Genomic DNA, 20,232 nt, shown 5'->3' on the forward strand with positions numbered 1-20,232 from the left:
GGTTGGCATTATTCATCCGCCGGTAGGTACGGCTTTGTTTGTTGGCTGTGCTATTGCAAAATGCAGTCTGGAAAGTACGGTGAAGCCGATCTTGCTGTTTATTCCGGTGCTGATTGTGGTTTTGATTTTAGTGACTTATTTCCCCGCCTTTACCATGACGCTGCCTAAGATGTTTATGCCGTAATGGATTGGATCTTTGCGGGAGATTAAGAGTAAGGAGGCGATAACCGGCAAGTTTAGGGTTACTCATGCTTAGCGAAAACAGAGGAGGGCAATTATGAAAAAATATCAGTGGATATCCTTACTTGTTTTGAGCATGTTTGCAGTATCAGTCATGTTAACCGGGTGCGGCTCATCATCTTCTACTGCACAGAAAAAAACCATTGTTTTAAAGGCGGCTGATAACCAGATTGATACATATCCCACAGTAATGGGCCTAAAATATATGGCAAAATTACTGGACGAGCGGACTCAGGGCCGGATTACAATGCAGGTGTATTCCGGCGGACAGCTGGGTGGTGAAAAAGAAACTATTGAAATGACCCAAATGGGGACAATTGGAGTAAATCGTATCAGTACCGGTTCTTTGGCCGGATTTGATTCAAAACTGACAGCTTTGACAATGCCCTTTGTATTCCGGGATGCCGACCATTTATGGAAAGTGCTGAACGGAGATATTGGCAAGGAATTATTGAATGATTTGAATAAAGACGGAATAATCGGGCTGACCTACTATGATTCCGGCGCACGCAGCTTCTATACGAAAAATAAAGCGATTGATACGGTTGAGGCGGCAAAAGGACAGAAATTACGTGTGCTGCAAAGTAAGATTTTTGTGGATTTCGTCGATACTTTAGGTGCATCGGCAACGCCCATGGGATATGCGGAAGTCTACAGCGGTCTGCAAACCGGTCTGATTGACGGAGCGGAAAACAATCCACCGAGTCTGTGGGCCATGAAACACTACGAGTCGTGTAAATATTTTGCGCTTGACGAGCATATGATGGTTCCTGAAGTGGTTGTAATTAGTAAAAAGATATGGGATACCTTAAGCCCGGAGGATCAGCAGATCGTAAGGCAGGCTGCTGTTGAATCCACCGAATACCAGAAAAAAGCCTGGGCTGATTATACCGATCAGGCATTAAAGGACCTGGCTGAGAGAGGAGTAGTCATTTCTAAACCGGATAAGGAACCTTTCCGTAAAGCCGTAAGTTCCATGTATGAGAAATATCCTGAATATAAAGAGATAATAAGTAGAATTCAGGCAGTGCAATAGCATATTGGCACCTGGTTTAAAAACCCGCCTGAGCCGTAAGGTTTTAGGCGGGTTCTGTTTGGTAGATGCGTATGGTAAAATAAAAGCCTAAGCAAGGCGGAGCGTTTGCGGCTGCTATATGCGGGGGAGAAAGGAAAAATGAAAATGTTACATTTAAATCGGGAGACAATCAAAAATACCGCTGCGTGGGAGCAGGCAGGCATAGAGACATTACGGTTCGATTACGAGCGGATGGCGGCGTTGACCAAGAAAAATCCCACGTGGATTCACTTCGGGGCAGGGAATATTTTCCGGGGATTTATCGCCATGCTGCAGCAGACGCTGCTAAATTCAGGAGAAGCAGAGACCGGGATTGTGGCGGTAGAAACGTATGATCATGAAATCGTTGAGAAAATTTACAAGCCGTATGACAATTTAGGAATGCTGGCTATTATGAATACCGATGGCAGTTTGGCAAAGAAGATTATCGGCAGTATCAGTGAAAGTCTGGTGGGGGACATTTCCCGGGAAAAGGATTGGGAGAGGCTGCAATTCATATTTTCCCAGCCGTCTTTACAAATAGCCAGTTTTACCATAACGGAAAAAGGCTATAATTTAAAAACCATAGCCGGCGACTATTTGCCGGAAGTACGACAGGATATGGCAAATGGGCCAAAGCAGCCCGCCAGTGTGATGGCAAAAATTACCGCCCTGGCTTACACCCGATACAAAAGCGGCGAATTGCCCATCGCCTTCGCCAGTATGGATAACTGCTCCCATAATGGCGAGAAATTGTATCATTCTGTAGTTGCTATTGCGCAGCAATGGGTCGGAAATGGCCTGGTGGAGGAGCTTTTTCTTTCCTATCTGGACAATCCGAAAAAGGTTTCTTTTCCTTGGAGCATGATTGATAAAATTACTCCCAGACCTGCCGGCAGCGTCAGAGATGAGTTGCATAAAGCCGGTTTTGCCGATACGGAGATTATCTGCACCAGTAAAAATACCTTTATTGCGCCTTTTGTCAATGCTGAAAAACCTCAGTATTTGGTTGTTGAGGACAACTTCCCCAACGGCCGGATGCCGTTGGAGCAGGCCGGCGTCATGTTTACCGACCGGCAGACAGTGGACAGAGTTGAAAAAATGAAAGTGTGTACCTGTTTGAATCCCCTGCACACTTCCCTGGCGGTTTTTGGCTGTTTGCTGGGGTATACGTTGATCGCCGATGAAATGAACGATCCTGATTTGAAAAAGTTAGTACAAAGAATTGGGTCGGAAGGAATGCCGGTGGTGGTCAATCCCGGGATATTGAGGCCGGAAGAGTTTATCCGGGAGGTCATCGAAGTGCGGTTTCCCAATCCATATATACCGGATACGCCCCAGCGGATTGCCACCGATACTTCCCAGAAGGTTGGCATACGGTTTGGCGAGACGATTAAGGCGTATTGCCGGAGGGATGATTTGTCAGTCCGGGATCTCCAATATATTCCACTGGTGATCGCTGCCTGGTGCCGGTATTTGATGGGGTTGGATGATCAGGGCCATGAAATGAGTTTAAGCCCGGATCCGTTATTAACCACCTTAACGCCTTGCCTTTCGGCAATAAAATTGGGAGAACGGGAAACAGTAAAAGAACACTTACAGCCGATACTTTCCAATGAAGCATTGTTTGGGATGAATCTGTATACGATTGGCTTGGGCAAAAAAATAGAAAGCTATTTTGCTGAAATGATTTCCGGGATTGGGGCAGTAAGAGCTGCATTGCAAAGACATTTGTAAAAAGTCATACCCTTCTGCGGTCGCCGCATTCTCTTCGGTTCCAAAATCTCGCACTTCCTTCGTGTCTTCGCGGTTCAAAAATTCCCGCATAAGCCAAGTCTTTTCTCGGAGGCATAAAACTTTTGTTAAAAAATAATAATTATTAATAACCTGGCAGGAGAATATAAAAAAAGCACGAAAATAAATAGTAAATAGCTAAATTTGACAAACGGAGTGAAACATTATGAAAGGAACTGTTGTCGGGACTTGGGTAAGTACTGCCAGGAAAATGTGGGGCGAGGAAGCAGCTAATCAGGCTATGGAGCAGGCCGGCTGGGCAGCGGATAAAATGTTTTTGCCAACCGAAGATGTAGAAGACAGTAAACCCAGGGACTTTGCGGCTGCGTTGGCCCGGCAAAACGGTAAAACGGAAGATGAAGTCTGGTTGGACATTGGTAAAGATAATGTAAAGACTTTTTTCCAATGTTATCCGGCCTTTTTTCAGCAGGAAAGTCTCTATTCTTTTTTGCGGTCGATGTATGATGTGCATGTGGTGATGGTCAAACGGCTGCCGGGGGCTCATCCGCCGGAGCTCCTGATTGATCCCATATCGGAATGGGAGGCTGTCTTAAGCTATCGTTCCAAACGGGGAATGTTTGGATATTTACAAGGCTTGCTGGCCGGCGCCGCCGAACATTTTAAGGAAGAAATCAAGACAGAAACGATAGAATCTTCGCCGGAGCAGATGAAAATAAAAATCCGGTTTGCTCAGCCGATTACCCATACCAAGACCTATGGGCTGAATCGGCTGCTAGCCTTTGGGGTATTGAAAAATCTTTCGGCGAAAATCGGTGTGGCAGCGGCAGTGGCGACTGCTGCTGCTGCTGCTGTTTTGAATGGCGCCGGAATGAATATTTCCTTCTGGTCGGCTCTCGTCAGCGGTATTGGGGCCGCGATTGGCGCTAAGCTGCTGCTCCGGCCTTTCCAGTTCATTCAGGAAGAAATTCAGCGGCTGCAGGAGCGCAAATATTTTACCGAAACCAATATTCGTTCGGACGATGAGTTTGAGGCGATTATCCGGGGACTGGCTGTTTATAAGAAGCGGGTAAAAAGTGAGTTTACCGGGTTTAAGGGTATCGGTGATGAGATGAATCAGTATGCCGATAATTTTAATAGTCTGGCCGACAAAATGAAAGGGACTTCGGATGAAATTTCCGGAGTCGTGCTGGATGTGGCTACGGCTGCGACCAATCAGGCTCAGGAGACGGAGAATGCAGTCGGGATTTTAAACGGGAATCTGGAAATGCTGCAGCGGGTAGTGAATGAGCAGGCGGCTAACAAGCAGCAATTGGAAAATGCAGTCAGTGAGATTAATAAAGGGTTTGGCGACGTTCAGGCATCCAGCGGTAAATTAAGCGAGAGCCTGCAGCGTTTTGCCGATGTCAAGCAGTCGGCGGGTCATCTTCAGACTCAGGCTACAAAAATCAATGAAATTACCGGCATGGTGGCTGCCATTGCCAATCAGACTAATCTATTGGCCCTGAACGCTGCCATTGAAGCGGCTCGGGCGGGCGAGCAGGGCCGGGGCTTTGCCGTTGTCGCCGAAGAGGTGCGTAAGCTGGCTGAGCAGTCCCGGCAGCATTCCGATAGTATCACCAGTGACCTGCAGGTACTGATCAGCATTATCAGCAAGGTGGTTACGATGATTGGCGAGGAATATGATGTTTTAGCCGTTGAAAGCCGGCAGCTGGGCGAGGTGGTGACTAACAACAGTCTGCAGGTGGAAAATGTGCACCATGTCGCCGACAATATTGTGGATATGATTGAAAAACTGGAACATGAAATGAGCGGACTGCATCAAGTTTACGACAAGATTGAATCACTGGCCGCCATATCCGAGGAAAACTCGGCTGCCAGTGAGGAAGTCAGCGCTTCCGTACAGGTGTATAATGACAAACTCCATGATATGATGGATAAGATTCGGGAATTCAAGGTTGTCATTCAGCACTTTAGCGAAGATGTCAATCAATACCGGACCTGATTGCCCGGTTGTTTAGCAAAATTGATTTTAAATATAACAAAACCTTCTATGGCAGTTTTCTGCCATAGAAGGTTTTGTTATATTGTTGATTATATTATTCCTTGGCGCAGTAAATCAGTAAGGTGAATCATGCCAATAACAAAGTCGTCATTGTCAACTACAGGCAGTACGGTGATGGGGCGGGGTTTGTTTTTTTCCATGATATTCAAAGCTTCTGCCGCCAGTTTATCGGCCTGGATGGTTCGAGGCTTTTTAGTCATCAGGTCCCCCACTTTTTTATCAAGAAAATCATAGCCTTTTTCCAAACCCCGGCGGATGTCGCCATCGGTAATCAGTCCCAAAAGACGACCCGCTTCATCCACAATCGAAGTGGCGCCGAGTCCTTTTTCGGTAATAACAAACAATGCTTCTTTTACAGTCTTATCCAAGAGAACCGTCGGATTTTCTTCTTCGGTATGCATCATATCTTTTACTTTAAGCAGTAATTTTCTGCCCAGCGCACCTCCCGGATGGAAGATTGCAAAATCTTCACGGGTAAATTTATGTGCCGACATCAATACCACAGCCAGCGCGTCGCCCATAGCTAATTCAGCCGTAGTACTGGCAGTAGGCGCCAGCCCCAGGGGACATGCTTCTTTTTCTACCTGTGCGTCAAGAACCAGATCGGCATTTTGTGCCAAAGAAGATTCCTTTCGTCCGCAAATTGCAATAATTTTAGCGCCTATGCGGCGAATTACGGGTAAAATCCTGAGAATTTCAGCAGTCTCGCCGCTATTGGAGAGGACTAAAACAATATCATCTTTTGTCACCATACCTAAATCCCCATGAATCCCTTCGGCGGGATGGAGAAAAAAGGCCGGCGTACCGGTACTGATCATTGTTGCGGCAATCTTTTGGCCGATAAAGCCGGATTTTCCCATGCCAGTTACGATGACCCGGCCTTTTCCTGCAAGAATCATTTGAGCAGCTTTAATAAATTGTTCGTTAATGCGGGGAATGAGAGCTTCGATCGCCGCCGCTTCGATTTTTAAGACTTGTTTAGCTTGATCGATCATTCGACAAAACCTCCATATTCAGTATTTACAGTGTAACTATTTTAGTGTAATCTTATAATTTTATAAAAGTATATACCTGCGTTTGAAGTTATCACAAGTGTTTATCAATGTCAATAGTTTGCTGCGTCTGATAAAAAAGCATAAGGAATTTTTATTTCCTTTGTAGGAGCTTTTTCCGCGCGGAATGACATTGCCGCTGTTGCATGCGGAAGGACAGCTTGATACAATGAATGTAATAATCGGGTTGCGGTAAGACGGGTATGAAGCGGGAGAAAGAGATATTGCAAGTAAAAATGGGGGAAGGTATATGATTCGTGAACAACGCAGCAAGGAGAAGCTGGAGAAATATTACCGGAAGTTTCTAACGGAGGGAGTCATTGACCCTAATGTCTACCCCTGGGTGGCCGAATCATGGCGGCGCAGCCGGGAATTTGGTGTTCCCAGTGACAGCATGCGGCTGTCGGTAAAGTTGACCAAGGAAGAATTTGCTGCCCGGCAGGCTGTCCACCGGACAGCCATTGAGTATCTCAACGGCTTGTACCAGAATATCCGGGAATATTTCAACAGCTATAATCTGAGCCTGTTATTGCTGGACAATGAGAGTTACACTTTAAAAAGCTATGCCATGCCTTTTTTTCAGAAAACGCCGGGAGAATTGGAGGGTGCCAGGCTGACGGAACGGGATGTGGGCACTTCCAGCATTAGTATTGCGTATGAACATCAAATTCCTTTTTTGATGTTTGGCCCGGAAATGTGGATACAAGAGTGCCAGGAGGGGGATGCCTGTTCGGCTCCGGTGATGATCGACGGTGAACTGCGGTATATTTTAACTCTTGTGTCGGTGGATCAGGCGGCTTTGCCTTATAATGCGGTGGTTTCTTTGCTGCTGAGTATGAAATATGCTCTGGAGAATTATTTGGTTCAGCAGTGGCACCTAAAGGCAAAAAACGCGATTCTAGATGCTGCGCCCTTTGCCGTATATCATATTATGACAGGCGGGGAGGTGGTGTATACGAATCAGATGGGGCAAGGCCGGCTGGAGGATATCAAAGCTGCCGGCTCTGCCGGTCAACTGCTGAATTTAAACGAAGTAGTATTGAATTACCGGCATACGCCCTTGTATAAAGGATTTCAGGGGATTCCATCCTATAATAAGGAAGTCACCTGGATTACGGCAGATAAAACGTATGAGGATATTACAACGGTAGTTCCTTTGGAACGGGATCAGGACAACGTGGTGAACAGCGCGGTGGCGATTTCTATGCCGATTGAAGATTTGCGTACGCTTGTGGCTCATGCGGTAGGCTATACGGCCCGTTATAATCTAGCCAGTATGGTCGGCGGTACAACCGTGTTTTCCGCGATGAAAGACAAAGCCGGACGAGTGGCGAGAAATGATCACCATTTGCTGCTCCAGGGGGAAGCGGGCACCGGCAAGGAACGGCTGGCTCACGGCATTCATCAGGCCAGCGGCCGGGCGGCCGGACCGCTGATTTCAGTAAAATGCGCTGATCTGCCTTTAGAAATATTGGATAGCGAACTTTTTGGCCTCACCGATTCCCGGGAAGAAAGCCGACCGGGGAAACTGGAGCTGGCCAATGGCGGGACATTGTTTTTGGATGAAGTGGAAAAACTGCCGTCCCAGCTGGCAGTCAAGCTGGCCCAGGCTTTGGCAGAAGGCCGGTTATCCCGCAGTGGTGAAAGCATTCACCGCTCCTTCGATGTGCGGATTATCGCCGCTTGTGACAGTGATTTAAAACGGTTGGCGGATCGCGGGGTTTTCCCGGCGGAACTGTACGAAATTATTGCCAAGCATGTAATTCGCATTCCCACTCTACGGTCCCGGCGGGCAGACATCCCGCTGCTGGCCAACCATATTGCGGCCGAAGCGGCAGGACAACATCAGATGGCGGAAAAAACAATACTGCCTGAGGCGATGGACTTGTTAATGGAGTATGATTGGCCGGGAAATATCAAGCAGCTGCAGGGAGTGGTGGAACATGCCTTCTTTAATACGCCCGGCACAGTCATCAAGGCCGCCGATATTAGTATCATGGCGGATACGCCTGTGGGGAATGCCTGGAAGGAAGATCGGGAGGTGTTTCTCAAAGCCTGGCAGGCTGCCGGCACCAATGTTAGTCGGTTGGCCAACATGCTGGATGTCAGCCGGGTAACCCTCTATCGCTATTTGAAGAAATATGGTTTGACAAAGGAATAAACGCGCTACCATACACGGAGGGATTACAGAGTGCGACTTAGAAAAAAGCCGTGGATTGCTGCGGCGATAGAACAATTTCAGGATTTTGTCATGCAGCAGCCGGATGACAGTCTGCAAGGCCAATGGCGGGAGATTTTTGGCGGCAGTGCCCCGCTTTATGTGGAACTGGGCACTGGGAAGGGAAAGTTTATTTCTGAGATGGCGGTTCGCCTGCCGGAAACTTATTTTGTCGGGATTGAAGCCCAAAGGGATGTGTTGTTTTATGCTGCTCAGAAGGTGCGGGCGGTACAAGTAAATAATGTGCGGTTGCTGGTGTTTGATATTAACAATTTGCCGGAGATTTTTGCTCCGGGAGAGATTGACCGGCTGTATATTAATTTTTGTGATCCCTGGCCAAAAGCCCGGCATGATAAGCGGCGGCTGACTCATAGCAGCTTTTTGGCCAAATACCGGCATGTGCTGAAGCCGGGTGGGCAGCTGTTTTTTAAAACCGACAATGCCCCCTTGTTTGCCTTTTCGCTGGAACAGTTTGCTGAATTCGGGCTAAAGGTGGATAACGTCAGCTTCGATTTACATAACAGTAATTATGAAGAGAATGTCAGGACCGAATATGAAACTAAATTCAGCGGGCGGGGATATAAAATTCATCGCTGCGAGGTAACTTTTTAAGGCTTAGCCTCGGCCAAGTCTTATTTCTTTATAACATAAATGAGGCGGGCGGCATATAATGTACTGAAACGTGAAGAAGCCACGTCTATGTGGAGACTGCTTTAACCGGAGCGACTGGGGTTAAACAGGCTCTTGCTGCAAACAAATTGGCAAGATGGGGGAGTGTTATCATGCCGCGTCCGTCTATGACGTATACAGTTCCGCAGCCCTTAGAACCGCTTAATCTGGAAGAGGTAAAATTTTGGCTGGGGATTATGCAGGAGCATGCTGTTTTTATTAAAGCCGGCCTGCCTTGCGACCGTACCGATCTTATTGACGAAGCCCAGGCTTTTAGCCAGGAGTTCAACGCATTGCTGGCCCGTGGGGATAAAGTGCTGAATGAAAAAAAGTTTAATGAATGGGTAAACGATTCTTATTGTGCAGTTAAAGATTTTTATCACTATAATCGGCAGCTGCTACAGGCCAGGATTACATGCAAACTAGGCGGTTCTGCTTATCCGCTGCAGTTGGATCATATGGCCAGGGAAGCCGAGTATGCTATGCGCTTATTGGCTAAGCTGAAAGAAGGCAAAGTGATTTTGAAGCAAGCTACTAAGACGCAGGAAAATACGTTTTGGCTGCGGATTATGGGCGACCATGCCAAATTTATCAGTCATTTGCTGGATCCTTCGGAGTGGGCGCTGATCAGTACTGCCAATGATTTTTCCCGGGAATTTGACGACCTGTTTTTGCAGGGGCGGGATTTTGTCAGCATGCTGCACCATTATAGCGGCGAGATTCCGTCCTATAAGCGGTTTATGCAGGATGCCAGGGTATCTACTCGCCAATTGTATGATTTCAAAAAAGCCTTGGAAGATATGCTCAGCGATTGTCGATTGCTCAGTTTGATGAACCCTTTATTTGCCGATCACATTCGCCGGGAAGCCGAGCACTATTTGATGCTGCTGGCGATGATGGATAAGGGCGTAATCAAGAACATTGTTTCCGCTGAGGAGGATATGGAAGACCAGGAGGATTTCGCTGATTTGGATTATATAGAGGAACGCCAGGGACCGGCTTTGACAGAAGAAGCGGATTCGGACATTGTTGACAGGAAAGCGGGTGCAGACGACAAGGCGTTGTTTCTTCAGGCGGCTGATCAGGATGAAGACGAAGCGTTGACGGAGGAAGAAATACCGCTCCCATTACCGTCTGTCCCCAAGCATAAACAGCATAAACAGGCAATCGTGGAGAGCGCGGGGGAATTTGTTGACGACGAGGCGGTAGATGAAGGAGAAGAAAGCACAGCGGTGATCATTCCGCCAGTGGAAACGATTAAAGAAGAAGTCGTTAAATCGGAAAAGCAGTCTAAGTATAAGTGGGGCAGCAAATGGCCCCGGGCCTTGGGAAAACTGTCGAAATAGGCGTGGAAAATCGGGCACATGGGTTAAAGGCACATAGCCCGTGGCTAAAAGTGTAAAACTGTCCGCAGCAGCTGCTGCGGGCAGTTTTACACTTTTTTATGAGCTATGAGCCGCAATAACCACCAGCCTAAAAAGCAGCCTGCCGGGGAATGCTATACGACAAAGATGTTCGATCAGAAGGGTTTTGTCGGCTGAAAAGCGAAGGTTATGGTATCAAATTTTTCGGGGGTAACGATGAAGACACTGAAATCGCAAGGCGCTATGGTGGTGTTTAGCGGCGGACAGGACAGTACTACCTGCCTGTTTTGGTCGTTGAAAAATTTTGGCCGGGTGGAGGCCGTTACTTTTGATTATCAACAGCGGCACAAACAAGAGATCGAGTGTGCAAAAGCAATCGCCGCAGAAATGAAAGTTCCCCACACCGTTCTGGATATGAGTCTGCTGAATCAGCTGACTGCCAATGCGTTAACACGGAATGACATTGCAGTCAAAGCCGGGGAACAGGGAGGACTGCCTTCCACTTTTGTCGATGGCCGGAATCTGCTGTTTTTATCTTTTGCCGCCGTGCTGGCGAAACAGAAAAACATTCGTCATCTTGTGACCGGCGTTTGCGAAACTGATTTTAGCGGTTACCCGGACTGCCGGGATGTTTTTATCAAATCCCTGAATGTTACGCTGAAGCTGGCGATGAATTATGAATTCGTGATTCATACGCCGCTGATGTGGATTAATAAAGCGGAAACCTGGAAGCTGGCCGACGAGCTGGGCCGGCTGGATTATATCCGGGAGCATACGCTGACTTGCTATAACGGGATCACCGGGGATGGCTGCGGTGAATGCCCGGCCTGCAAGCTGAGAGCCAGGGGACTGGCAGAATATTTAGCAGAGAAAGGTAGTTTCAAATGAAGGAAAAGGTAAGGGCGAAAAAAATTTTTACATTTGATGCCGCGCATTCTTTGCCAGGCTATGATGGCAAATGCGCTAACATTCATGGGCATACGTACCGACTCGAAGTGGTAGTGTCCAGACCGAACGGGGGACTGGCCGAAGGCGGTTCCAGTGACGGCATGGTGATCGATTTTTCCGAACTGAGCCGGATCGTGAAAACGGAAATTATCGACCAGGTTGATCACAAATGGCTCAATGATGTTTTTGCATTTCGCACCACATCGGAGAATATGGCGGTTCACTTTTTTCAACTGTTGGCCCGGCGGTTACAAGACAGTGACGTTGTCGTGGAAAAGGTGTTGCTTTGGGAAACGCCCACTTCCTGCATTGAGGTGGGGAAATGAGGGAAACGTCCTATCCGGTAATTGAGGTTTTTGAAAGTATTCAGGGGGAAGGAGCCCATATGGGGCTGGGGGCTGATTTTATCCGGCTGGCCGGCTGCAATTTACGCTGCCCCTGGTGTGATACCAGCCAGGCCTTTAATGTCGAAAATGTCAGAACTTACATAGCGGAGGAACTTCTCCAGGTCTATCCTTTTAACCAGCCGATGGTTGTCATTACCGGCGGCGAGCCGACACTGCATGATTTGGGGCCGTTAGTCGCGGGGCTGCACCACCGGGGGAAATATGTGGCTATAGAAACCAACGGCACCCGGGATGTTCCGGAAGATTGGCAGGTTGACTGGGTCACTGTATCGCCGAAGCCGCCGGAGTATGCAATTCGCTGCCGGGCTGACGAACTGAAATACATCGTGGATGACGGGTTTGAATTGAGGCATATTCAACGCGACAAGGCAGCTGACGGAAAAGTTTTTTTGCAAGTCGAAAGCTGCCGCCCGGAATCGGCGGCAAAAGCCTATGCTATGATAATAAAAAATCCCCGGCTGCATTTGCGGCTGGGGATTCAGCTGCACAAAATTGTTGGTGTGGAATAAATGATATCTATTTTATAACAGCGGGGAGTGGCAGTGGAATGTCGCCAACTTATTTAGCGCTGCAGAGTCTGTATCGAATTTCAGTGATCGGCATGAGTGCCTATTTAATCAGTCAGCTGCCGGCATTTCGCTATACTTTGAAGCATCAGTTGTATCATTGGCAGGACAAGCTGCTGCTTATCCTGGTTTTCGGGCTGTTGTCGATTTTGGGGAATGCCCTGGGGATTCCTTATCAGGGTTCTCTGGCCAATAACCGGATTGTCGGACCGATTGTCGCCGGTTTAATGGGCGGCCCGCTTGTGGGTATGGGGGCCGGATTGATCGGAGCCATTCCCCGCTATTTTATGGGCGGGTATACCATGTGGGCGGCAGTGGGCGCTAATATTGTGGCCGGGTACGTTTGCGGCCTGGTTTACAATCATTATGGCGCTCGCAATATCGGCCTTAAAACCGCTTTTTTTTCTGCCTTGGGATCGGAATTTTTATTGAAGAGTATGGTATTAACGCTGTCTTATCCTTTTGAGGCGGCCTGGGATTTGGAAAAAACCATTGCTTTGCCTACGATGACCTTCAATAGTCTGGCAGTGGTTTTTTTTATGTATGTTGTCCGGGGTATTTTTAAAGAGCAGGAAAAACTCCAGGCTGAATTGGCCCAGCAGGCCATGCGGGTTATCCGCAAAACCAGCGCTTTGCTGCGGAATGGGTTAACCGAAACAGCCGCCACGCAATTGATGGAGATTTTATATCAGGAAATGAAGCCGGCTGCCGTGGCGGTTACTGACCCCAACAATATTCTGGCTTTTTGCGGCAAAGGGAAAGATCATCATTTTAAAGGAACGCCGATTATTACAGCCTCGACAAAACTGTCGCGGAAGACAGGACGGACGGTGATTGCCCAGACTAAGGAAGAGATTGGCTGCCCGCACAGCCAGTGTTCGCTGACGGCAGTGGTGGATGCGCCGCTGATGGTGAATGAGGAGTTCATGGGCAGTATTAAGATTTTTAAAGTGAACGGGGAACTGGTGCTGCCTTATGAAGCTGAATTGATTCAGGGTATCGCTGATTTTCTCAGTTCCCAATTGGTATATTTTAAAATGGAACAGCAGTCGCATTTGTTGGCTCAGGCTGAGTATAATATTTTGAAAAATCAGATTAACCCTCATTTTCTGTTCAACACCCTGGCGACCATCCGAGTGCTGGTACGTACCAACCCGGATATGGCCCGTCTGATGATTAAGGATTTATCTGATTTGCTGCGCCGGACACTGCAGCGGGGCCGGGAAATTATCACAGTACAGGAGGAGCTGGATAATGTTTTCTGTTATATGCGGCTGCAGCAGGCTCGTTTTGGGGACCGGATCCGGCTGGAGCAGCAGATTCCGGAGGAACTGCTGGCCCATTTGATTCCGGTGTTTACCATCCAGCCGCTTGTGGAAAATGCGGTCAAGCATGGATTATCGACTAAAAATGAGGGAGGAACGGTAACGCTTAAAGCCTGGCACGACGAAACTCGTTTGTTTATTGCAGTGGAAGACGACGGTGTGGGAATGTCTCAGGGGAAGGCGGCGAATTTACTGGAGGAAGAGGCCGGCGGCAGGGATGAACAAAGCACGGGAATCGGTCTGATCAATGTGGATCACCGCCTGGAAAGGATATACGACGGCAGAGGCGGACTGAAAATTGACAGTCGGCCGGAACAGGGAACCCGGGTCACCATCCGGCTTCCCTGGCGGCCGGACTCTACGGCAAACGAGCCGATGACAGGGGAGGGATGATGATGGATAAATACAAAGTAGTGCTGGTGGATGATGAACCGCTAATGTGTGAGGAATTAGCCAGCTTTTTAGCTGAATTTGAAGAAGTTGAGGTCGTTGGAATCTGTTATACTGATATCGAAGCGCTGGCTTGCATTGGCCAGCAGGCACCGGATATTGTCTTTCTGGATATTCAAATGCCGGGTCAGGGGGGAATGCAGCTGGCCCAAAAACTGACGAAGTTTGCTAAGCCGCCGGTCATTATTTTTGCTACGGCTTATGATAGTTTTGCCTTAGCCGCTTTTGAAGTGAATGCGGTGGATTATTTGCTGAAACCCTTTAATGAATCGGATTTAGAACGGGCGTTAACAAAGGCAAAACGGTTTTTAGCCGGCAGGATCGCCAAACTAAGCCCTGCGAAGGGGGATGACGGAAATGAGGTCTATCCGCAAAAGTTCAGCGCCGAACGGAACGGAAAGTTGGATATTATCGACCGGGATGAAATTCAGATGGTCTATGCCCAGGATCGGCTGGTGTATATTCAGACAACCGGCGGGCGCACTTATACCAGCAAGTTTACTCTGCATGAGTTTGAGCTGAAACTGGACACCACCAAATTTCTGCGCTGCCACCGCAACTATATTGTCAACGTGGACTGCATTGAGCAGTTGGCTCCCTGGTTTAATCGCGGCTATTTGCTGACGTTGCAGGGAACCAAGAAAGAGCAGGTTCCGGTGAGCCGTAATTTTGTCAAAGAACTGCGCCGGTTTATTCAGTTTTAATTTTACCGAGTATTCATACCAAACATCAGGCCCCCAGGGAGCGCCGCATCGCTGCCGCTTCTCAAAGCACGGGGACGTTCTTTTTGCTTCTTTCAAGCAGCAAAAAGCACAACCACCTCCGACGGAATCTTCTTCTGTCTTTCTCCGGAGCACGGGCGGTTTTTCTTGCTAAGGACGATTCCAAGTGCTATGCGTCAGTGCTATATGCTCCTAAAATCTCACGGGTTTCTTACTGCTTGTTTTGGCTTTGTAGGTCGTTATTTTTACCGCCTTGTCTAAAAGTCATGTCATAATTGTCTAAAAATACAGTAAAGTAATAGTAGGAAAGAAAAACAGGAGGTAAGAATGAATAATTTAATTAAGGAGAGTGATTTGTATGGCAAATTCCTTTGATGACTGGGGTAAGAAATACGGATTAATCCTAGGACTGATCGTCGGGCTTGCCATTTGGCTGTTGCCGACGCCGGAAGGCATGAACATTACTCAGCACAAATTACTGGCGACTTTTGGCGGACTGGTTGTGCTGTGGATTACTATCGGCGTTAATTTTGCCGTCAGTACGTTTATTGGCATCGTATCGCTGTATTTTTGGGTTGGCAATGCCGCCGGTACCGTTAAGAACGGGGTTTTGGTGCATGACGCTAATTTTGCCGTTTCCGGGTTTGCTTCGCCGGCTTTGTGGCTGTTGATTACCGGGTTTGTTATTTCCATTGCCATGACCCGCACCGGCGTGGCCAAGCGATTATCATTGCATATGATGCGTTTATTAGGACAAACACCGGTGGGAGCGATTTTCGCCCTAATGTTTGCCAATTTGGCAATTTCACCGTTTACACCTTCCAATACCGCCCGGCAGGCGGCCATGCTGCCTATCGTCGAGGGGATTGCCGATGCTTACAAGCTGGAACGGGGGAAAAGCAACTTCGGCAAGGCATTGGCGCTGGCGGCAACTTATGCCAACAACATTACCGGCGCCGCTTTCCTGACAGGAACAATTCCCAACCCGGTATCTATCGGTATGATTATTGCCGCTGCGGGAGTTTCAATGTATACCACCTGGAGTTATTGGGCAGTGCTTGCTTTGCCGGTTAACATTATCATTCTCATTGTCTGCGGCTTTCTGGTGCTGCGGATGTTTCCGCCGGAGGTCAAATCAATTCCCGGCGGGGTGGACTATATCAAAAAAGAACTGGCCATTATGGGTCCGATGTCCGGTGCAGAGAAAAAAGCGATCCTGTACTTTCTGATCGCTTTGATTTTATGGGCTACAGACAGCATCCATCATTTCAATTCCACGATGATTGCTTTTCTGGTGTCGCTGCTTATTTTTCTGCCGAAGATCGGAGTTTTGGGCTGGAAAGAAACCGAGAAATCCATCCCCTGGGAATTGTTCGTTTACTTCGGCGGCGTCATTACCCTTAGCGATGCTTTGATGAAAACCAAGGCTTTTGAATGGACGATTAAACATGCCTTAGCCGTAATGGGTCTGGACGGTTTGTCTATGATGGCCATGCTGGTGATTATGATTGGCTTCACCATTTTCAGTCACGTTATCTGGTCGACGACAACGGCGATGATGGGGGTTATGGTGCCGATTTACATTGGAATGGCCCAGGCTATGGGCTTTGATATTGTCCAGTTTGTACTGCCTTTGGCGATGCTGATGTCCTACGCTTTCTTCTTGCCATTTAACACTATGGGGAATATCATTATGTTTGGCGCCAATTATTATACAGTAAGCGATCAGGTAAAATCTTCTGTCCCCTTGGGACTGGCGGTCTGGGGACTCTATGTACTGACTGCGTTTACCTGGTGGAAAATTGTTGGGTTTCTATAAAAGGAGGCAGGAAAAATGGCAAATGAATTGCCGCGTTTCCGGCGGATGAAACAAAGTTTTCCCCGCCCGCTGGTAAGTGATGTTATCGGTACAGTGCGGCGGGAACTGGCGGCGCTGCAGCTAGATAAGAAAATCCGGCCGGGACAGAAAATCGGAGTAACAGCCGGCAGCCGGGGCATTCAGAATATCGTGCTCATCCTGAAAATAGTGACGGAATATCTTCGCGAGCTGGGGGCAGAACCCCGATTGCTGGCGGCTATGGGCAGCCACGGCGGCGGAACCGAGGCAGGCCAGCGGGAGCTGCTGGAAAGTTTCGGTATCACGGAAGTTTCTATTGGAGTTCCGGTGACTGCCTGTGCCGTCAGTCGGATTGTGGGGCAGACTCAGGCGGGATTGCCGGTCTATACGTTGGAGTCGGCCTTGGCGGTAGACAGTATATTGGTAGTGAACCGGGTCAAGACGCACACTTCCTTTAAGGGACAAGTGGAAAGCGGCCTGGTAAAGAAAATGGTAGTGGGTCTGGGTGGCCCTCAGGGAGCCAAGCAATTTCATAATTTCGGCAGCGAGGAACTGCCCCGTTTGCTGGTAGAAATCGGACAAGTGCTGTTAGATAAACTGCCGGTGCTGGGCGGCCTGGCGATTGTTGAAAATGCCTATGAAGAGACGGCTCAGATTGAGGCTATCGCTACGAAAAATATTATCGCCCGGGAGACAGAGCTGCTGGTATATTCCAAATCACTCATGCCGACGCTGCCGGTAAGCGACCTGGACTTGCTGCTCATCGGCGAAATGGGCAAAAATTATTCCGGGACCGGCATTGACACCAACATTATCGGTCGTATCCGGATCGAGGGAGTACCAGAGCCTGCGTCTCCCAGTATTAAACGGGTGGCGATACTTGATTTATCGGAAGCGTCTCATGGCAATGCCCATGGGATGGGGTTGGCTGATTTCGTAACGGAAAAGCTGGTAAATAAAGTGGATCGGGCTAAAACGTATTTGAATTCCCTGACGAGTACCTTTGTTATTCGCTCGGCGATTCCCATGTATTTTCCTAATGAAAAAGAACTGCTGTCAGGCGCTTTGCTGAGCTTGGGCGGCATTGCTCCGGAAAAACTGCGGGCGGCGCTGATCCCCAATACATTGTATTTGACGGATTTGTGGGTTTCGGAAGCGGTTGCGGCGGAACTTGACGGCAAGCCGGGCATTGAATGGTGCGGCGGCTGTGAGGAATGCCGTTTTGATGCTGATGGCAATCTGTTGTTGAAAGTGTAGACTTGCAGCTGGACATGGGATAACAAAGCACCCCGCTGACGGGAATATTCAGTCGGCGGGGTGTTATTATGTTCGTATTCGCGTATATTTTTTGCAGGGATGAGCTATAAACTGGACTTTCACTGTAGGAGCCGGGGTGTGACAAGTACTTTGTGCTATGAGCCATGCGCTGTGCCGTTGCTCCCTTATTTCCCGATAGCCGTATTGAGCCGGTCGGCCAGTTCCTCAGCGGCGATATCGTTGTCTGCCGGAGCTGCTATTTTTTGATTTCCTATGTAGACGGCGCCATCATCAGCGGCAATGGCTGTTTCCAGGGTGTTGTTGTGATAGACGGCTGCCAGATTTCCGGCGATAAGATAGGCCCGTTCTTCCGGCAAATAGCGATTTGTTTTTAACGGAGTGATAATTTCTTTTCCGTCAATCAGGACGGTTTTATCATTTTTCACCGTTACGTGATTATTGCTGTAGACGGTTAATTTGGCCGAAAAGTTATGAATCCGGTCGCTTGTTTTAGGGTGGTTATTCGGATTAATAACTTTGATTAGCCCTTCGTGCTGAAGTTCGCCGTACAAGGAACGCAGCTTTGCCATGGAAGCGGCCGGTCCGCCGGGATTGAATCCGGCGGCAACAGCGTAATTAAAGCCTTCGTTGTCGGCTTCCCACTCCTGTTCCATGGTAAACATTTCATTGTTAATATAGTTGGCGCCGAGTCCTGATAAGATGTAACTGGCGTTATTGTCATTACTACCTAAATAGAGGTCGACCGCCAGCCCCAGCCCCACTGTTTTGGTTACACCTTTTACTACATGCCGCTTTTCGCCGTGGCCCATTTCATGGCCGAGAACAGAGGCCAGTTCGTCATCGTCTAAAGCATCCAGTGCGCCTTTATTAACCGAGATGACATGACCCAGAGTGCAAAAGGCGTTAAAGTCCTTTTGGGGATTGGCATATACTGCGTAATCGGCTTTAATCAGGCCCGAGCCTTTCAGTCGGGCAGTGATGGAATGAATGCGCTCTTTAGCCTGGGGATTGTCATAGACTCCGGTTTGCTTTTGGGTGCTGGACAGCATTCCTTTTTGTCCGTGTTCATTCACATTGTTATAATAGGATGTTACCAGGGCTACAGCGGCTGCCGCATACAGCAACTGATCCGTCCAGCTAGCTGCTTCCCCCTTGGTAATTTGGCCGGATAAGGGCATAAGGAGCAGGCAGAAGACTAAACAGGAAATAATTGTTTTTCTCCATAGCTTTTTTTTGCTCATAATTAGCAGTGTCCTCCAAACGAGACGATTAATGATAGGAACTTTGCAAGAGTCAGTATCCGTAATATATGTATATATTAGCTGCTTGGCATAAATATCCTGTTGTTTTGACTAATTTTTTCATAACAAAAAGGGACGAATGCATTTGCTCATTATGCATCGTCCCTTCGATTTTCCCCGCGATAAATTATTGTCGAGAGGAAAATAGTTGAAATATTTTAATGAAACTGTGGGATTTTATTGAAAAACAGCGAAAACTATAAATAGAAAAAAAGTTTACTTGCTATAGCGGCGGGCACCGATATAGTGGTCGGTGTAGTACTGCTCGTCCAGGGATGAGATGGTTACTTGCTTGGCTGCCGAACTGGCGTGAATGAATTGACCGCTGCCGATATAGAAGCCGACGTGGGATGCCCCCGCTTTATAGGTGGTAAAAAACACCAGGTCGCCGGGCTGCAGCCTGCTTTTATCAACCGGAGTGCCGGCAGCATATTGTTCAGCCGCAGTACGGGGAAGAGTAATGCCGTTTTCTTTCATTACATACTGGGTAAAGCCAGAACAGTCCCAGCCGGTTGGCTGGTCGCCGCCCCAGACATAGGGTACGCCCATATATTTTTTGGCGGTATTGACAATGGTATTGCCGGTTGCCTGAGTTTGGTTTGGGGCAGCGGAACCGGACGGAGCCGCCGGGCTGGAGTCTATGCCCAGAGTTTTTGTAATCGTGGACAGGGGGTTGGCAGAACCGGAGTCATTTACGTTGCCTAAAATTTTACCCAGCAGCAGTCCCAGCAGCAGATTCATCAGGCCGCTGGAGGAAGAATGACTGTCGCTATTAGTGGTTTGACCTAGAATATCGCTTAGGCCGGCGGCGTACGCCGGGGCCGCCGGAGTGATTACGGTGACGGAAACAAACAGTAAGAGAGCCATAGCAGTTGGCAATCTGAATTTTCGCATCGGTTACCTCCTGAATTTAATAGATTGTTTCGCAGCGGGAGCCGTACGAAGACATAAATAATAATAACATAGTAAACTCGTTATGTAAAG

Annotated in this window: 17 protein-coding genes; 14 read left to right on the forward strand and 3 right to left on the reverse strand. The window is 48.3% G+C overall.

The features are described 5' to 3' along the window. The 4 genes from ABFC84_18155 to ABFC84_18170 form a co-directional block, all read left to right on the forward strand. Positions 1 to 184 (forward strand): TRAP transporter large permease subunit (locus ABFC84_18155; protein ID MEN6414664.1); only part of this gene is annotated, 184 nt, incomplete at its 5' end. A 93-nt stretch (positions 185 to 277) separates the two neighbouring features. Further along, entirely contained in the window at positions 278 to 1,276 is a 999-nt protein-coding gene (locus ABFC84_18160) for a TRAP transporter substrate-binding protein (protein MEN6414665.1), read from the forward strand. A 138-nt stretch (positions 1,277 to 1,414) separates the two neighbouring features. After that, positions 1,415 to 3,031, forward strand: coding sequence for a mannitol dehydrogenase family protein (locus ABFC84_18165; protein MEN6414666.1), 1,617 nt, complete (start codon positions 1,415 to 1,417; stop codon positions 3,029 to 3,031). Between the two features lie 223 nt (positions 3,032 to 3,254). After that, complete coding sequence (locus ABFC84_18170) at positions 3,255 to 5,051, forward strand: heme NO-binding domain-containing protein (GenBank protein MEN6414667.1); 1,797 nt, start codon at positions 3,255 to 3,257, stop codon at positions 5,049 to 5,051. An 89-nt stretch (positions 5,052 to 5,140) separates the two neighbouring features. Here the strand turns inward: ABFC84_18170 and ABFC84_18175 are convergent, their stop codons facing one another. After that, positions 5,141 to 6,106 carry a KpsF/GutQ family sugar-phosphate isomerase gene (locus ABFC84_18175; GenBank protein ID MEN6414668.1) on the reverse strand — a complete coding sequence of 322 codons (966 nt, stop codon included), beginning with the start codon at positions 6,104 to 6,106 and terminating at the stop codon, positions 5,141 to 5,143. Positions 6,107 to 6,413: 307 nt separating this feature from the next. Between ABFC84_18175 and ABFC84_18180 the strand changes: the two genes are divergently transcribed. The 10 genes from ABFC84_18180 (at position 6,414) to ABFC84_18225 (ending at position 17,926) form a co-directional block, all read left to right on the forward strand. Next, complete coding sequence (locus ABFC84_18180; GenBank protein MEN6414669.1) at positions 6,414 to 8,324, forward strand: sigma 54-interacting transcriptional regulator; 1,911 nt, start codon at positions 6,414 to 6,416, stop codon at positions 8,322 to 8,324. Positions 8,325 to 8,354: 30 nt separating this feature from the next. Beyond that, positions 8,355 to 8,993: a tRNA (guanosine(46)-N7)-methyltransferase TrmB gene (gene trmB, locus ABFC84_18185; protein ID MEN6414670.1), complete on the forward strand. Its 639-nt coding sequence runs from the start codon at positions 8,355 to 8,357 to the stop codon at positions 8,991 to 8,993. A 170-nt stretch (positions 8,994 to 9,163) separates the two neighbouring features. Then, positions 9,164 to 10,396: a DUF2935 domain-containing protein gene (locus tag ABFC84_18190; GenBank protein ID MEN6414671.1), complete on the forward strand. Its 1,233-nt coding sequence runs from the start codon at positions 9,164 to 9,166 to the stop codon at positions 10,394 to 10,396. 234 nt (positions 10,397 to 10,630) lie between these two features. Further along, a complete protein-coding gene (gene queC / locus ABFC84_18195) occupies positions 10,631 to 11,302 on the forward strand; it encodes a 7-cyano-7-deazaguanine synthase QueC (GenBank protein ID MEN6414672.1) in 672 nt (223 codons plus the stop codon). Beyond that, the gene (gene queD, locus ABFC84_18200) at positions 11,299 to 11,688 is read left to right on the forward strand and encodes a 6-carboxytetrahydropterin synthase QueD (protein ID MEN6414673.1); all 390 of its coding nucleotides are present in this window, start codon (positions 11,299 to 11,301) and stop codon (positions 11,686 to 11,688) included. Before queC ends, queD begins: the two co-directional genes overlap by 4 nt. Further along, positions 11,685 to 12,278 carry a 7-carboxy-7-deazaguanine synthase QueE gene (locus tag ABFC84_18205; GenBank protein MEN6414674.1) on the forward strand — a complete coding sequence of 198 codons (594 nt, stop codon included), beginning with the start codon at positions 11,685 to 11,687 and terminating at the stop codon, positions 12,276 to 12,278. The genes queD and ABFC84_18205 overlap by 4 nt, the downstream gene beginning before the upstream one ends. Before the next feature lie 38 nt (positions 12,279 to 12,316). Continuing rightward, positions 12,317 to 14,053, forward strand: coding sequence for a LytS/YhcK type 5TM receptor domain-containing protein (locus tag ABFC84_18210; protein ID MEN6414675.1), 1,737 nt, complete (start codon positions 12,317 to 12,319; stop codon positions 14,051 to 14,053). Positions 14,054 to 14,055: 2 nt separating this feature from the next. Next, positions 14,056 to 14,814, forward strand: coding sequence for a LytTR family DNA-binding domain-containing protein (locus ABFC84_18215; protein MEN6414676.1), 759 nt, complete (start codon positions 14,056 to 14,058; stop codon positions 14,812 to 14,814). A 376-nt stretch (positions 14,815 to 15,190) separates the two neighbouring features. Then, entirely contained in the window at positions 15,191 to 16,651 is a 1,461-nt protein-coding gene (locus ABFC84_18220) for a DASS family sodium-coupled anion symporter (protein ID MEN6414677.1), read from the forward strand. 15 nt (positions 16,652 to 16,666) lie between these two features. Continuing rightward, positions 16,667 to 17,926, forward strand: coding sequence for a hypothetical protein (locus tag ABFC84_18225; GenBank protein MEN6414678.1), 1,260 nt, complete (start codon positions 16,667 to 16,669; stop codon positions 17,924 to 17,926). 185 nt (positions 17,927 to 18,111) lie between these two features. Here the strand turns inward: ABFC84_18225 and ABFC84_18230 are convergent, their stop codons facing one another. Next, a complete protein-coding gene (locus ABFC84_18230) occupies positions 18,112 to 19,188 on the reverse strand; it encodes a M48 family metallopeptidase (protein ID MEN6414679.1) in 1,077 nt (358 codons plus the stop codon). 276 nt (positions 19,189 to 19,464) lie between these two features. Next, complete coding sequence (locus tag ABFC84_18235) at positions 19,465 to 20,142, reverse strand: NlpC/P60 family protein (protein MEN6414680.1); 678 nt, start codon at positions 20,140 to 20,142, stop codon at positions 19,465 to 19,467. Positions 20,143 to 20,232: the final 90 nt, after the last annotated feature.

This window comes from Veillonellales bacterium, assembly GCA_039680175.1.
Lineage (GTDB): Bacteria > Bacillota > Negativicutes > JAAYSF01 > JAAYSF01 > JBDKTO01.

Excerpts from the sequence above, each read along its gene's own strand:
- ABFC84_18160 (MEN6414665.1), top strand. The coding sequence starts at position 278 with ATGAAAAAATATCAGTGGATATCCTTACTTGTTTTGAGCATGTTTGCA.
- ABFC84_18165 (MEN6414666.1), top strand. The coding sequence starts at position 1,415 with ATGAAAATGTTACATTTAAATCGGGAGACAATCAAAAATACCGCTGCG.
- ABFC84_18170 (MEN6414667.1), top strand. The coding sequence starts at position 3,255 with ATGAAAGGAACTGTTGTCGGGACTTGGGTAAGTACTGCCAGGAAAATG.
- ABFC84_18175 (MEN6414668.1), bottom strand. The coding sequence starts at position 6,106 with ATGATCGATCAAGCTAAACAAGTCTTAAAAATCGAAGCGGCGGCGATC.
- ABFC84_18180 (MEN6414669.1), top strand. The coding sequence starts at position 6,414 with ATGATTCGTGAACAACGCAGCAAGGAGAAGCTGGAGAAATATTACCGG.
- ABFC84_18190 (MEN6414671.1), top strand. The coding sequence starts at position 9,164 with ATGCCGCGTCCGTCTATGACGTATACAGTTCCGCAGCCCTTAGAACCG.
- queC (MEN6414672.1), top strand. The coding sequence starts at position 10,631 with ATGAAGACACTGAAATCGCAAGGCGCTATGGTGGTGTTTAGCGGCGGA.
- queD (MEN6414673.1), top strand. The coding sequence starts at position 11,299 with ATGAAGGAAAAGGTAAGGGCGAAAAAAATTTTTACATTTGATGCCGCG.
- ABFC84_18205 (MEN6414674.1), top strand. The coding sequence starts at position 11,685 with ATGAGGGAAACGTCCTATCCGGTAATTGAGGTTTTTGAAAGTATTCAG.
- ABFC84_18210 (MEN6414675.1), top strand. The coding sequence starts at position 12,317 with ATGTCGCCAACTTATTTAGCGCTGCAGAGTCTGTATCGAATTTCAGTG.
- ABFC84_18215 (MEN6414676.1), top strand. The coding sequence starts at position 14,056 with ATGGATAAATACAAAGTAGTGCTGGTGGATGATGAACCGCTAATGTGT.
- ABFC84_18220 (MEN6414677.1), top strand. The coding sequence starts at position 15,191 with ATGGCAAATTCCTTTGATGACTGGGGTAAGAAATACGGATTAATCCTA.
- ABFC84_18225 (MEN6414678.1), top strand. The coding sequence starts at position 16,667 with ATGGCAAATGAATTGCCGCGTTTCCGGCGGATGAAACAAAGTTTTCCC.
- ABFC84_18230 (MEN6414679.1), bottom strand. The coding sequence starts at position 19,188 with ATGAGCAAAAAAAAGCTATGGAGAAAAACAATTATTTCCTGTTTAGTC.
- ABFC84_18235 (MEN6414680.1), bottom strand. The coding sequence starts at position 20,142 with ATGCGAAAATTCAGATTGCCAACTGCTATGGCTCTCTTACTGTTTGTT.